Raw genomic sequence first — 12,585 nt, forward strand, 5'->3', positions numbered from 1 at the left:
ACCTGGTCGGAGACCGCATCGAATTCATTTCGCAGAAGGGATCGGAAAAATATGCGCCGTCGATCAGGCTGCCGGTTACAGGCGAACTTCGCGAGGCCCTGGATCAAGTAACGGATGATCAGCCGATATTCCTTATCAGCGAATAGGGCAAGGCGTTCGCCGCTAATGGCTTCTGCAACAAATTACGCCAGTGGTGCAACCACACGGATTTGCCGAAACGCTCGGCGCACGGCCTCAGAAAGACGTCTGCGACGATCTTCGCCGAGGCAGATGCTACCGAACATCAGTTGATGGCGATCTTTGGCTGGTCTGATTCCAAGATGGCGCAGAACTACACCAAAGCCGCCCAATCCAAGCGCATCATCGATGCGGGTTTCGAGCGCCGCAAAACCTACGTGGCCCGCAGTAATGTCCCACGTCTATCGAGCCTGAATTCCGGTGAGACACATCAAGGGAAAACCAATGGAAACGTATGGCCCGCCCTGCTTGCAAGTGATTTTTTGATACCTGAACAGTCTGCTTCAACGTATTCGGTCTCACGGTCATACCGTGGCCAAGATGGATATCCGCACGTTCAGCGCCACGATAATCAACACGGTTTCCAAGAACCATTTCCACTGCTGGGCTATCTGAACGCCGATCAACTGTCAGGCCATCTCCATTCCACTCGCAAACATCGTAGGCTGCGCATCAGAGCAGCCAATTACCTAATTTACCGCGACGCCATAGGACCGCTCGTATGGCAGACCTTTGCGCAACACCGCCCACGCGATACGCGCCAGTTTGTTCGCCAAGGCCACGATGACGACATTACGCGCCACGCCTCTGGACAACATCGCTCTGAGCCATTGGCCGATCGGCGTGTCGCTCTGACTGAGCGTGTGCATCGCCGCTCGAGCACCATGAACGAGCAGGGTTCGCAGATATGTATTGCCGCGCTTGGTTATGCCAAGCAGCCGCGCCTTGCCACCGGTCGTGAACTGACGAGGCACAAGTCCCAACCATGCTCCAAGATCTCGGGCGTGCTGGAAGCTGCCGGCATCTCCGATCGCTGCAACGAGCGCGGTCGCATTCAAGACACCGATCCCAGGTATTGAAGTCAGACGACGCATTGCGCTGTTCTGCTTGGCGAGCGCTACGAACTCCGTGTTCAACGTCTCAATCTTCTGGTCGAGCCTTCGCCATTCGTCTCGCAATCCCAGGATCAGGCTTCGGATGCGCGGCGACAATACGTCGTTGCCTCCGGCAATAAGGTCATCAAGAGCACTTTCGAACTTCACGCGCCCGGCAGGGAACACCACACCTCGTTCCAGAAGAATTGCGCGGAGCTGATTGATCAAGGTCGTGCGCTCAGCAACCAGGCGTGATCGAACCCGATGCAGCGTCTGGATATCAAGTTGCTCTTGGCTCTTCAGGTCCACGAACCGCATCGTCGGGCGAGACGCCGCCTCGGCAATTCCCTCTGCATCTCGATCATCATTCTTCTGTGCTTTTACGTAAGGCCTGACATATTCCGGCGACATAAGCCGCACTTCATGACCAGCAGCGGCAAAGAGCCGACCAAGATGATGTGCGCCGCAGCATGCTTCCATCGCGATGACGCAGCGTGGCAGCTTCTCGACAAAATCAATCAATGTCTGTCGCCGCATTGTTCGACGCAAAATCACGGCACCCTGGCCGTCAACACCAACGACACTGAAGCTGTTCTTCCCAATGTCGACACCCAATATGGAAATCTGCATGGCTCGGCTCCTTTCTCTTCAAAAGAGACATCATACTCGATGTTCTCGGAAGGGCGGGCCATCCCATAATCAACGTCCTTGGGCTCAAATGGTGGGCTCCGCAGGGAATGTCACGCCTTCGCGCAATAGGCGCGCCATCCCCCAAAGGCGCTGATATCCGCAGCGCCGGCCGCGATCGCGACCGGCTCGCAAAGAAAGCCCTTGGCCGACGTGCCATCGGAAAGGGCAATCGTGCCGATGCCGAGCGGCGCGGGAATGGCGGCGACGAAGCTGCCGAAGGCCGACGGTGTCAGACGCCAGATCTCGACCTCGATCTGCGTTCCTTCTCCATCCGCAACCCGGATCATGCCCGGCTTCGGTGGCACCGTGCCGGCAAGGGCGTAGAGCCGGTAATCCGAGGAGGTCCACGCGGTGCGGGAGAATTGCGCTTTCAGATCATCGAGCTGGTGGTTGAGCGGCATGCCGGAGAGATGCGCGCCGACCACGACGAGGTCGATCAGGCCTTCCGCGGACGTGTCCGGTTCAGGCGCGACGTTTGCAGGTTGAGGCCAGCCGGTGGCGCCGAGCGTCAGGCCGCTCACGGCGTGAAGCGTTTGCGCGAGCGTTGCGACGAGGCCATCCTTGCCTGCCGGCGCAAGCAGGGTGACGCTGGCGGGCAGGCCGTCCTGCCGGGTACCGGTGGGCACTGCGATGCCGCACATGTTGAGCAGGTTGACGAAGTTCGTATAGGTTCCGAGCCGGGAATTCTCCCGGATCGGCTCGGCTTCGAGCTCGGCGACCGTGTAATGGCGCGGGGCCGTCGGCACGCAGAAGAGATCCACCGAGGCGATGACCGGCGCAAGCCTCTTCTTCAGCGCCTGAAGCGCATAGAGCCCGTCGAAGGCATCGGCCGCCGACAGTGCCTTGGCGCCGCCGTAGATCTTGCGCGTGACGGCGTGAAACGCATCTTCCCGCGTGTCGAAGAAGTTCTTCACCGCGGCATAGCGTTCGGCGACCCAGGCGCCTTCGTAGAGCAGGTTGGCCACGTCGTAAAAGGGGCCGAAGGGAATTTCGACCAGGCGGTGGCCGAGCTCTCGCAGCGTTGCCAGCGCTTGCGCATAGGCCGCCTCCATCGCTGCATCGCCGAAGAATTGGAGGTCGGCGCCGGCGGGAACGCCGATGGTCAGCACGGGCGGGGCGACACGAGATCCCTTCGGCAAAGCACGGGAATAGGCGTCCGCAGGGTCCGGCCGGGCCGCGACGGAGAACACGGTCCAGGCATCTTCGACCGTCAGCGCGAAGATGGAGACGCAATCGAGCGTGCGGCAGGCGGGAATGACGCCCGTGGTTGAGAGTGCGCCGAGACTTGGCTTCAGCCCGACGATATTGTTGAGCCCGGCGGGAATGCGGCCGGAGCCCGCCGTGTCCGTGCCGAGCGCGAAGGCGACGATGCCTTGCGCGGTTGCCACCGCCGAACCCGAGGAAGACCCACCGGGCACCAGCGCCGGATCGATGGCGTTTTTCGGGATCGGATAGGGCGAGCGCACGCCGACGAGGCCGGTGGCGAACTGGTCAAGATTGGTCTTGCCGATGACGAGCGCGCCGGCTTCCCGCAAGAGGCGCACGACCTCCGCGTCTTTCTCCGGCATGTACGCATAATCCGGGCACGCGGCTGTGGTCGGCATGCCCGCGACGTCGATATTGTCTTTCACCGAGAAGGGAATGCCGAACAGCGGCTTTGCGGGATCGTGGGCGCCGAGGCGCTCCGCCTCTGCCAGCACATCCTGCCGGTCCGCAAGGTGCAGGAAGATGCCGGGGTCATCCACCTCCGCGATGCGGGCGAAGACCCGCTCCACGATGGTGCTGACGCTGCCGCCATTGCGATAGAAACCCGACAGGGAGGCGATGTCGAAGGCCGGGAGATCGGGGGAGGCCAGAAGATCGGAGGAGGGACGTCCGGTCATGCCATGTCATCCTCGAGGATCGTCACGGGCCGGTCCCACTGGATCAGCACCACGCATCCGGGCTTGCTCCAGACGGAGTGCTCGGTTCCCATGGCGTTCACAATATAGCTGCCGTCCGCGTAGTCGCCCGTCTCGTCCGACTGCACGCCATCGAGAACGAGGATGGTTTCGAGCCCCTCATGCCGGTGGCGCGGCACGGATGCGCCGGGCTCGTATTTGAGGAGCGCCACGCCCGGCTGATCGCCTTCGAAACGCTTGATCCAGTGGATCGTCACACCTTTCCGGAAGGCCTCGAACGGCAGGTCTTTCCAACCGCCCGACATCAAGAAGTCGCGTGTGGTTTCAGGCATGGGGCAGTCCTTTCAGAATATCGTCGATATGCGCCGTCCAGCCGACGATGGCGTCCTGGGCGCGGATCATGGCGAGGGCGGCGGCCTTGAATTCGGGGAAATAGCTCTCGGTCGCCTCCTCGCAGAGCAGGCATTCATAGCCGCGATCATTGGCCTCCCGCATGGTCGTCTGCACGCAGACCTCCGTGGTGACACCGGCAAAAACCAGCTGGGTGATGCCCTTTTCTTTAAGGATCTCGCCGAGCGGGGTCGCGTAGAAGGCGCCTTTGCCCGGCTTCTCGATCACGATCTCGCCGTCGGCAGGCGCAAGTTCGGGCAGGATGGCGGTGCCGGGCTCTCCAGCGATGAGAACGCGCCCCATCGGACCTGCGTCGCCGATCCGGAGGGCCGGGTTTCCACGGTCCCGCTTGGCGGGCGGCAGGTCGGACAGGTCGGGCCGGTGGCACTCCATCGTGTGAATGACGGGCAGGCAGGCCGCGCGAAAGCCCTCGATCAGCCGCTTCACGTCCGGCACGATCCGGCCGATGCGGGAGACGTCGTTGCCGAGGCTGGCGCCGAAGCCGCCGGGCTCGGCGAAATCGCGCTGCATGTCGATGACGACGAGCGCCATCTCGCCAAAGCGCGCCGGGAAGGCGAAGGGTTCTGCCGTGATATCCGCCATCAGTGATGCCCCGCCATATGCGCCCCGATCACCCTGATATCGGCGCCGCGCGCCGCCGTCTCGTAGACCAGCTTCCCTTCGGAGATGACGACGATGCGGTCGGAGAGTTCGAGAAGCTCGTCCAGATCTTCCGACAATAGCAGCACCGCCGTGCCGGCATTGCGCGCCTTCATGATGCGTGCCCGGATTTCGGCGACCGCCGAGAAATCGAGCCCGAAACAGGGGTTGGAGACGATCAGCAGATCGACATCGCCCGTGAGTTCCCGCGCCAGCACGGCGCGCTGCACATTGCCGCCGGACAGCGCGGCGATGGGAGACGAGGCGGACGCCGTCTTCACCTTGAAGTCGGAGATGAGCGTTGTCGCGCGTACCTTCATGCCCGCCTTGGAGAGCCAGATCGCTCGCCCACCGTCCGGCTTCAGGTCGAAGGTCCGGAAGGACAGGTTCTCGCTCACCGTCATCCGCGGCGCGCAGGCGTTCTGCAACGGTTCTTCCGGGATGAAGCGGACGTTGTTTTTGCGCGTTTCCGCACGGGTCGCGCCATAGGCCGCGCCATTGACCTCGATGGTGCCGGTAGAGGTCGGGCGCTGGCCGGCCAGGATCTCGGTCACCTCCTTCTGCCCGTTGCCGGAAATGCCGGCGATGCCGACGATCTCGCCGGCGCGCACCGTGAGGTCGTCGATCTCGATGGTCTTCAGCCCGGAGCGATCCGACGCCTTCACCCCGGAGAGCTTCAGCACCGTATCCGCCGTGTCATCGACGGGCGCGCGGCTGTCGAGTTCGGCGAGCTTCACATCGCCGATCATCAGGGCTGCCATGTCGGCGGTGGAGAGATCGCCGATCGCGCCGGCACCGACCAGCTTGCCGCGGCGCAGGATGGAGACGGCATCGGCAAACTTGGTGATCTCGTGGAACTTGTGGGAGATCATCAGCACGGTCAGCCCGCCGCTGTCCGTGAGCCCACGCACGAGACCCAGCATCTCGTCGGCCTCCGCCGGCGTCAGCACGGACGTCGGTTCGTCGAGGATCAGGAAGGAGCGGCCGAGATAGAGCTGCTTGACGATCTCGAGCTTCTGCTTCTCGCCGGCGGCCAGCTCGCGCACCGGCCGGTCGAGCGGGATCCGGAACGGCATGCGTTCCATGAAGCGCGCAAGGTCCTTGCGCTCCTGTCCCCAGTTGATCACGGCCGGCACGTCCGAGCGGCTGATGACGAGGTTTTCGGCGCCGGTCAGCGAGGGGACGAGGGTGAAATGCTGGTAGACCATGCCGAGCCCGAAGGCGGCGGCATCGCGGGGCGAGGCGATCGAGACCTCGCGGCCATCGACCACCAGCGAACCCGAGGTCGCGTGGTAGAAGCCCATGATGCATTTCACCAGCGTCGACTTGCCGGCGCCGTTTTCGCCGAGCAGCGCATGGAAGGAGCCGGCGGGAACCCGGATCGACACGTCGTCCAGCGCCGTAAAGCTGCCGAAGCGCATCGTCATGCCGATGGTCTCGATGCCAGCGGCCGTGCTGGTCGGCAGAACGGGGGTATCGCGAATGACAGGCATACTAGCTCTCCTTTTTCCCGATGGTCTCGCGTTCCACGATGATCGCAACCGGCCCGCCGCCCGACGGCCCCTGATGTTCCGCGCCGCCGGAGACGTAGAGGTCGGTCATGCCGAAGACGCCGGCCAGCACGCCGCCGACGAAGGCGCGGGCGTGGCGGGTGCCGGCAATGTCGGAATCGTCCAGCATGGTGTGCCGTCGTCCGCCGACCGTGCCGGAGGGGTCAGGTTCCGCCTTGGCGAGAACGGCCGTGAGCCGTGCCGTTTCCGGCAGGCGGGCTCTTGCCGCCCGTACCGGGGCCGTGTCGATGGCGCTCGCCATGACGGCGTGATCGATGGCGAACGGACCGCACCAGGTGTTGCTCATGCCGAGCACGATGATCTCGTGATCGGTCAGCTCGACGCCTGCCGACGTGGAGGCGCAGCGGGAGAAGAGGTCGATGCGGGCGCCGACGACATCGTCGGTGATGTCGCTCGCGTCGATTTCGCCGAGCGCCACAGCGACGCCGAGGGCGGATGCGCCGCGCGAAAGCCCCATGGATTTCAGCGTGTCTCGGGTGGCCACCGTCTCACCCGCAGCATCCGCCTCACGGACGCGGGCAAGCGTCAGCAGCGGGCATTTGATCTGGACGAAATGCACATCCTTAGGGTCTTCGATCCCGGCATCCGCCATTGCGGCCATCACGCCTTGCGCGACGAGAAGCACCTGTTCCCGCCGGCCGAGATGGTGGAAGGGGAGATGCGGCGTACGCGCTGCGCCGATGGCGAGTGCGGCCTCGCCCGAGGTATCGGTGGTATCCGTCTTTGTTTCGCGGGCGAAAACTGTCCAGTGCGGCGACAGCGCGCCCTCCGTGCCGCCCGACATGACGAGGCAGGGAGCCTCGACGTTGAGCTTCGCAAACAGTGCATCGAAGCTTGCGGTGGCGTAGCCGCGGGTAAAATCGTTGACGCAGCCATTGCCCTCCGTCTTGCCGAGAATGGCAACGACCGTTTCCGGCTTCAGCCCCGCCGCGAACAGCGCTTCCACGCCCGACACATCGGCCGGGCCGCTTGCCGGAACCCGCCAGACATGCGCGCGCGGCACGCCACGGTTCGGGGAGGCCATCAGGGCAGGGCCTCGATCAGCGCTTGCGAATTCGAGACCGCGCCGAAGACGCCGCCCTGCATCTTCACCATCTTGATCGCGGCGAGGTGGTTGCCATAGTCGGTCGCGCCGCAGCAGTCTTCCAGCATGACGCATTCGAAGCCGCGATCGTTCGCCTCGCGCATGGTGGTGGAGACGCAGACATCGGTGGTGATGCCTGTAAGAATGAGGTTCTCGATGCGCTTCTGGTTGAGGATCAGCTCCAGATCCGTGGCGCAGAACGAGCCCTTGCCCGGCTTGTCGATGATCGTCTCGCCGGCGATCGGGTAGAGCTCGGGAATGATATCCCAGCCGGGCTCGCCCCGCGTGAGGATGCGGCCGCAGGGACCGGCATCGCCGATACCGGCCCCGATGCGCTGCGACCGCCAGCGCTTGTTGGCCGGCAGGTCGGCAAGATCCGGGCGATGGCCCTCGCGGGTGTGGATGATGTGGTAGCCCTTGGCGCGCATCGCTGTGAGCACCGCGCCTATGGGCGCAATCGGCGCCTGAACCAGCGCGAGATCGTAGCCCATATGATCGACATAGCCGCCCTTGCCGCAGAAATCCGTCTGCATGTCGATGATGACAAGCGCGGTGTTGTCGGGCCGCAGCTTGCCGTTATAGGGCCAGGGATAGGGATCGGCGGTGATGTAGTGTCCAGCGGTTTCGGTCATCGCATCCATGATCTTCTCTCCTATTCCGCAGCTTGTCTGGTGCTTTCGCCGTATTTCCGGGTGGGCTTGTCGAAGCCGCAAGGGGTGCCGTCGGTCACCTTGACCGCGTCTTCCCAGGGCAGCCGGTAGGTGCCGGCGATCAGGTCGTGCATGTAGCTGTAGGGCGCATCGCCCGCCCCGCCCGCAACCGCGACATAGCCGCGATGGCCGAGCTGGTAGATGTTGTTTTCCACGCCCCAGCCAAGCCGCGCCTCGCGCACCAGATCCGGCCGCACCTCCGCCGTGATGATCTCGTTGACCCGGCCCGATGTGCCGTGCGCGATGATCGTGCCGTCGAAATTGCAGATCATGCCTTCGCCCATGCTGTCGAATGTGCCGTCTGTGCCGCACATGCAGACGCTGGCCGTGACCATGAGATTGCAGAAGGCGTTCGACTGGTTGGTAAAGCGCCAGGACTCCCGGATCGGCGCGGTATAGCCGGCGGTGCGGATCATGATCTCGGCGCCCTTGTAGGCGCATTCGCGCGCCATCTCCGGGAACATGCCGTCATGGCAGATGATGAGCGCGAGCTTCGCCCCCTTCGGCCCGTCGATGACGGGGATGCCGAGATCGCCCGGCTCCCACGGCTCGACGGGAACCCAGGGGTGCATCTTGCGGTAATAGAGCTTCAGGTCGCCCTGATCGTCGATCACGATGCCGGAATTATACGGCATACCACCCGAGTTCCGCTCCATGATCGAGAAGCAGCCCCAGATCGCGTTTTCCTTGCAGGCCGCCTTGAAGGCTGCGACCTCGGGTCCGTCGAGGTCGCACATGATCTCGGGGTTGATGTCCATGGACAGGCCGTGCAGGGCATATTCCGGGAAGACGACGAGATCCATGCCGGGCTGGTTGCGCCGCGCCTTGGCGACGAGATCGACGATCACCTGCGTCTGTCGCGCAAGGTCCGCTTTCGTAACTGTCAGCGGCAGTTGCAGCTGCACGAGACCGATGCCGACGCCGTGTTGCGATATGTTGAGACCGCCCAGACCGTTCATGCGCGAATTCCTTTATTTCGTCAGGGAGAGCTCGCCCGGTGCGCCGGATAGCGCGCGGTTGGGCGAGGATGTGGCAATGAGGATGGCGAGCGTCAGCACATAGGGCGCCGCATAGAAGAGGTAGTAGCCTTGCGTGACGCCCACCGACTGGAGCGCCGGCCCGAGCGCGCCGGTGCCGCCGAAGAGGAGGGCGGCGAGGAAGCAGTTGATCGGGTTCCAGCGGGCGAAAATGACGAGCGCGACCGCCATGAGACCCTGGCCCGAGGAGATGCCCTCGTTCCACGAGCCGGGATAGTAGAGCGAGAGATAGGCGCCGCCGACGGCCGCAAGCGCCCCCCCGAGCGCCGTTGCGAGGAGGCGGACGCGATCCGGGTCGATGCCCATTGCGCGGGCGGCATCGGTCGAGTCGCCGACGACGCGCAGGATGAGGCCGGGGCGCGTGTTGCGGAAGGCCCAATAGAGAAAGAGCGCGAGGAGAAAGCCGATGAAGAACAGCACGTTGATATTCAGTGCCGCCTGCACCTGCGGGTAGGATGACCAGTTGCCGAGCGGAATGGACGGCAGCTTCGGCGCCGAGGGCTGGATGAAGGGCTTGCCGAGGAAGAAGGCAAAGCCCAGCCCGAACTGCATCATGGCGATGCCGATGGCGATGTCGTTGACCCGGGGAAAGCGGCAGATGAAGCCGTGGATGAGCCCAAAGACGGAACCCGCGGCCATGGCGGCGAGCACGCCGAGCCAGGGTGAGCCTGTCAGCACCGCGACGGCATAGGCGGTCATCGCGCCGAAGACGAGCGTGCCTTCGAGCCCGAGATTGATGCGGCCCGACCGCTCGGTGATGGCCTCGCCGAGCGACACGAAGATGAAGGGGGTGGAGACGCGGATGGCACCGGCGATGATGGCGAGGGGGACGCCCCAGAGCCCGATATCCGTCTCGCTCATGTGCGGCTTCCTTTCCAAAGATCAGGATTGAAGACCTTGAAGCGGCCGTAGAAGGTCTCGCAGAAGAGGATGACGATGAAGAGCGTGCCTTGCAGCGCGACGACGGTGGCGTCCGGCAGCCCCATCCGCCGCTGGATCAGCCCGCCGGAGGCCTCCAGCCCGCCGAGCAGAATGGCGATGGGGACGATGGCCAGCGGATTGTGGCGGGCAAGGAAAGCAACGAGAATGCCGGTATAGCCGTAGCCGGCGGCGAGCGACGCGTTTGCGCTGCCCTGCACGGCGGCGACCTCCAGCATGCCGGCGAGCCCCGCAAAGCTGCCGGCGATGGCGGTGAAGCCGACGATGAGCCGGCCGACCGGCAGGCCCTGGATCTGCGCCGCGCGGACATTTCCCCCCGCCATGCGCGCGGCAAAGCCGAAGCGCGTCGCCTCGATCAGGACATAGGAGAGGATGCAGGCGAGGATGGCGATGACGAGGCCCCAATGGACATCCATGCCGGGGATCGCGCCGATCCGATAGTCTGCCGGCAGGGTCATGGTGGACGGCTTGTTGAGGCTGGCGGGATCGCGCAGCGGCCCTTCCACCAGCTGGTTCATCAGCGCAATGGCGATATAGGAGAGCAGCAGCGACGAGATCGTCTCGTTGACCCCGCGATAATGGCGGAGGAAGCCGACGGCACCGATCCATGAAGCCCCGACGACCATTGCGGCGAGCGCCATCCCGATGAGGGTGGGATAGGGCGGGAGAAGGCCGGTCAGCGGCGTGGCGATCGCCGCCGCGGCAACGCCGCCGAGCACCAGCGCGCCCTCGCCGCCGATGATGACGAGGCCGAGGCGTGCCGGCAGCGCCACACAAAGGGCCGTGAGGAGGAGGGGAGCCGCCCGCGACAAGCTGTTCTGGATGGAGAACCAGCTGCCGAAGCCACCGGTATACATGATCTGGAAAAGGGCGACCGGCGACTTGCCGATCGCGAGGATGAAGATCGAGAATAGCGCCAGACCGGTGATGATCGCCGCAAGGCCGATGACGACGGGCTCCGCCCGCCGCGCCAGCCACTCGAGAGCCGGGCGGAGAGATGCAGCCCCGCCGGGTTCCAGCGACAGCGCGGGATTGTTCACTTCGACGGACATGACGCGTCTCCCCTCATGCAACGGTTAGCCGAGTACCGCGGATCTCAGGAGGTGGAGCCGACCACGCCCTCGACGAGATAGGCCATGCTTTCCAGATCGATCGCGTCCTCGGCATAGGCCTTGTCGGCGGGGATGACAGCATTGCCCTTGTTGTCCTTCAGCGGCCCCTTGAACACGGAGAGCTTGCCGGTCAGCGCTTCGGCATGCGCCGCCTCGAAGGCCTTGCGGCCTGCCTCCGGCACGCCGGGGCCGAGCGGGCTCATCTTGACGAAACCGTCCTTCAGGCCGCCGCGCACGAAGTTTCCGAGCTTCTCGCCGGCCTGGGCCTTGGTGATGAAATCGGTGTAGACCTTGCCCCACGCCCATTCGGCGCCGGTCAGGTACTTCTCGGGCGCAAGCGGGCTCTGGTTGGCATGGTAGCCGCAAACGAAGGCGCCGCGACCGGCCGCCGTCTCGACCACCACCTTCGGGCTGTCGACATGGCAGGTAATGACATCGACGCCCTGATCGACCAGCGCATTGGTGGCTTCCGCTTCCTTGATGGCGAGCGACCATTCGCCGGTGAAGATGACCTGGCAGGTGATCGCGGGATCGACCGAGCGGGCGCCGAGCAGGAAGGCGTTGACGTTTTGCAGCACCTGCGGGATCGGCTTGGCCGCCACGAAGCCGATCTTCTTGCTTTTCGACGCGTGTCCGGCCGCGATGCCGTTCAAATACTGGCCCTGATGGATGTAGCCGAAGTACGACCCGGTATTGGCTGGATGCTTACCCTCCTGCCACAGGCCGCCGCAGTGGCGGAACTGCGTGTCGGGATATTTGGCGGCCATGGCCAGCATATGGGGGTCGAAATAGCCGAAGGACGTCGGGAAGATGAGCGAGGCGCCGTCGAGATTGATCATCGATTCCATCGTCTTCTGGACATCGACGGTCTCGGGTACGTTCTCCTCTTCGACAAGCGTGATGCCCGGCATGGCCTTGATAACGGCGGCACCTTCGGCATGCGCCTGATTGTAGCCGTAATCATCCTTGGGGCCGACATAGATGAAGCCGACGGTCAGCGCCTCCTGCGCAAAAGCGGTTGACCCCATCAGGCCCGGCACGGCGCTTGCCGCAAGGCCGACGGCGGAGGTTTGGAGAAACTGTCGGCGGTTCATGGAAAGGCGGTTGGTCATCATCATGTTCCCCGTGCGGCGCTGGGCCAATGGCTGTTGGACATCAAAGTGTATGCAATGACCGTGCCACTTCCTAAGGTATTGGAAAGACTGGGTGCCATGATGTATTTCAGACTGGAATGATAAAAGTGCATGCAATTTGAATTAAAATTGCCTGTTTTTCCATCATTGCTTCGTTTTAAGCGCTGCCAGATGCACCAAAGCTGCCGATGTCGTTGACAGAGTATCTATTAAACCCCATCTTTTCATCATCTTAAACAGATGATT

General features: G+C 63.7%; 11 protein-coding genes and 1 pseudogene. 1 reads left to right on the forward strand and 11 read right to left on the reverse strand.

All coding sequences use genetic code 11. The annotated features are described in order from the left end of the window. Positions 1 to 209 precede the first annotated feature (209 nt). Positions 210 to 290: pseudogene (locus GA0004734_RS26780) on the forward strand (hypothetical protein); the annotation flags it as partial. 417 nt (positions 291 to 707) lie between these two features. Here GA0004734_RS26780 and GA0004734_RS22210 read toward each other — a convergent pair. The 11 genes from GA0004734_RS22210 to GA0004734_RS22260 form a co-directional block, all read right to left on the reverse strand. Then, positions 708 to 1,742 (reverse strand): IS110 family transposase, encoded by a 1,035-nt coding sequence (locus tag GA0004734_RS22210; protein ID WP_092937922.1) that lies wholly within the window; start codon positions 1,740 to 1,742, stop codon positions 708 to 710. A gap of 110 nt (positions 1,743 to 1,852) precedes the next feature. Beyond that, positions 1,853 to 3,685 (reverse strand): allophanate hydrolase, encoded by a 1,833-nt coding sequence (gene atzF, locus GA0004734_RS22215; protein WP_092937924.1) that lies wholly within the window; start codon positions 3,683 to 3,685, stop codon positions 1,853 to 1,855. Further along, a complete protein-coding gene (locus GA0004734_RS22220) occupies positions 3,682 to 4,035 on the reverse strand; it encodes a cupin domain-containing protein (protein ID WP_092937926.1) in 354 nt (117 codons plus the stop codon). Before GA0004734_RS22220 ends, atzF begins: the two co-directional genes overlap by 4 nt. Further along, positions 4,028 to 4,696, reverse strand: a complete 669-nt coding sequence (locus tag GA0004734_RS22225; RefSeq protein WP_092937928.1) for a cysteine hydrolase family protein — start codon at positions 4,694 to 4,696, stop codon at positions 4,028 to 4,030. The genes GA0004734_RS22220 and GA0004734_RS22225 overlap by 8 nt, the downstream gene beginning before the upstream one ends. After that, positions 4,696 to 6,246, reverse strand: a complete 1,551-nt coding sequence (locus tag GA0004734_RS22230) for an ABC transporter ATP-binding protein (protein WP_092937930.1) — start codon at positions 6,244 to 6,246, stop codon at positions 4,696 to 4,698. The genes GA0004734_RS22225 and GA0004734_RS22230 overlap by 1 nt, the downstream gene beginning before the upstream one ends. A 1-nt stretch (position 6,247) precedes the next feature. Further along, a complete protein-coding gene (locus tag GA0004734_RS22235) occupies positions 6,248 to 7,327 on the reverse strand; it encodes a cyanuric acid amidohydrolase (protein ID WP_092938310.1) in 1,080 nt (359 codons plus the stop codon). A gap of 20 nt (positions 7,328 to 7,347) precedes the next feature. Next, complete coding sequence (locus tag GA0004734_RS22240) at positions 7,348 to 8,049, reverse strand: biuret amidohydrolase (protein WP_092937932.1); 702 nt, start codon at positions 8,047 to 8,049, stop codon at positions 7,348 to 7,350. 11 nt (positions 8,050 to 8,060) lie between these two features. Continuing rightward, positions 8,061 to 9,077 carry a formamidase gene (locus GA0004734_RS22245; protein WP_092937934.1) on the reverse strand — a complete coding sequence of 339 codons (1,017 nt, stop codon included), beginning with the start codon at positions 9,075 to 9,077 and terminating at the stop codon, positions 8,061 to 8,063. 12 nt (positions 9,078 to 9,089) lie between these two features. Beyond that, positions 9,090 to 10,016, reverse strand: coding sequence for an ABC transporter permease (locus GA0004734_RS22250; RefSeq protein WP_092937936.1), 927 nt, complete (start codon positions 10,014 to 10,016; stop codon positions 9,090 to 9,092). Next, positions 10,013 to 11,146 (reverse strand): ABC transporter permease, encoded by a 1,134-nt coding sequence (locus GA0004734_RS22255; protein WP_092937938.1) that lies wholly within the window; start codon positions 11,144 to 11,146, stop codon positions 10,013 to 10,015. The genes GA0004734_RS22250 and GA0004734_RS22255 overlap by 4 nt, the downstream gene beginning before the upstream one ends. Positions 11,147 to 11,190: 44 nt before the next feature. After that, positions 11,191 to 12,318, reverse strand: coding sequence for a BMP family ABC transporter substrate-binding protein (locus tag GA0004734_RS22260; RefSeq protein WP_092938312.1), 1,128 nt, complete (start codon positions 12,316 to 12,318; stop codon positions 11,191 to 11,193). Between the last annotated feature and the right edge of the window lie 267 nt (positions 12,319 to 12,585).

The organism is Rhizobium sp. 9140, assembly GCF_900067135.1.
Classification (GTDB): domain Bacteria; phylum Pseudomonadota; class Alphaproteobacteria; order Rhizobiales; family Rhizobiaceae; genus Ferranicluibacter.

What these genes read in the sequence shown, in the direction of transcription:
- GA0004734_RS22255 (WP_092937938.1), bottom strand. Translation starts at nt 11,146, where the DNA reads ATGTCCGTCGAAGTGAACAATCCCGCGCTGTCGCTGGAACCCGGCGGG.
- GA0004734_RS22260 (WP_092938312.1), bottom strand. Translation starts at nt 12,318, where the DNA reads ATGACCAACCGCCTTTCCATGAACCGCCGACAGTTTCTCCAAACCTCC.
- GA0004734_RS22245 (WP_092937934.1), bottom strand. Translation starts at nt 9,077, where the DNA reads ATGAACGGTCTGGGCGGTCTCAACATATCGCAACACGGCGTCGGCATC.
- GA0004734_RS22240 (WP_092937932.1), bottom strand. Translation starts at nt 8,049, where the DNA reads ATGGATGCGATGACCGAAACCGCTGGACACTACATCACCGCCGATCCC.
- atzF (WP_092937924.1), bottom strand. Translation starts at nt 3,685, where the DNA reads ATGACCGGACGTCCCTCCTCCGATCTTCTGGCCTCCCCCGATCTCCCG.
- GA0004734_RS22230 (WP_092937930.1), bottom strand. Translation starts at nt 6,246, where the DNA reads ATGCCTGTCATTCGCGATACCCCCGTTCTGCCGACCAGCACGGCCGCT.
- GA0004734_RS22210 (WP_092937922.1), bottom strand. Translation starts at nt 1,742, where the DNA reads ATGCAGATTTCCATATTGGGTGTCGACATTGGGAAGAACAGCTTCAGT.
- GA0004734_RS22225 (WP_092937928.1), bottom strand. Translation starts at nt 4,696, where the DNA reads ATGGCGGATATCACGGCAGAACCCTTCGCCTTCCCGGCGCGCTTTGGC.
- GA0004734_RS22250 (WP_092937936.1), bottom strand. Translation starts at nt 10,016, where the DNA reads ATGAGCGAGACGGATATCGGGCTCTGGGGCGTCCCCCTCGCCATCATC.
- GA0004734_RS22220 (WP_092937926.1), bottom strand. Translation starts at nt 4,035, where the DNA reads ATGCCTGAAACCACACGCGACTTCTTGATGTCGGGCGGTTGGAAAGAC.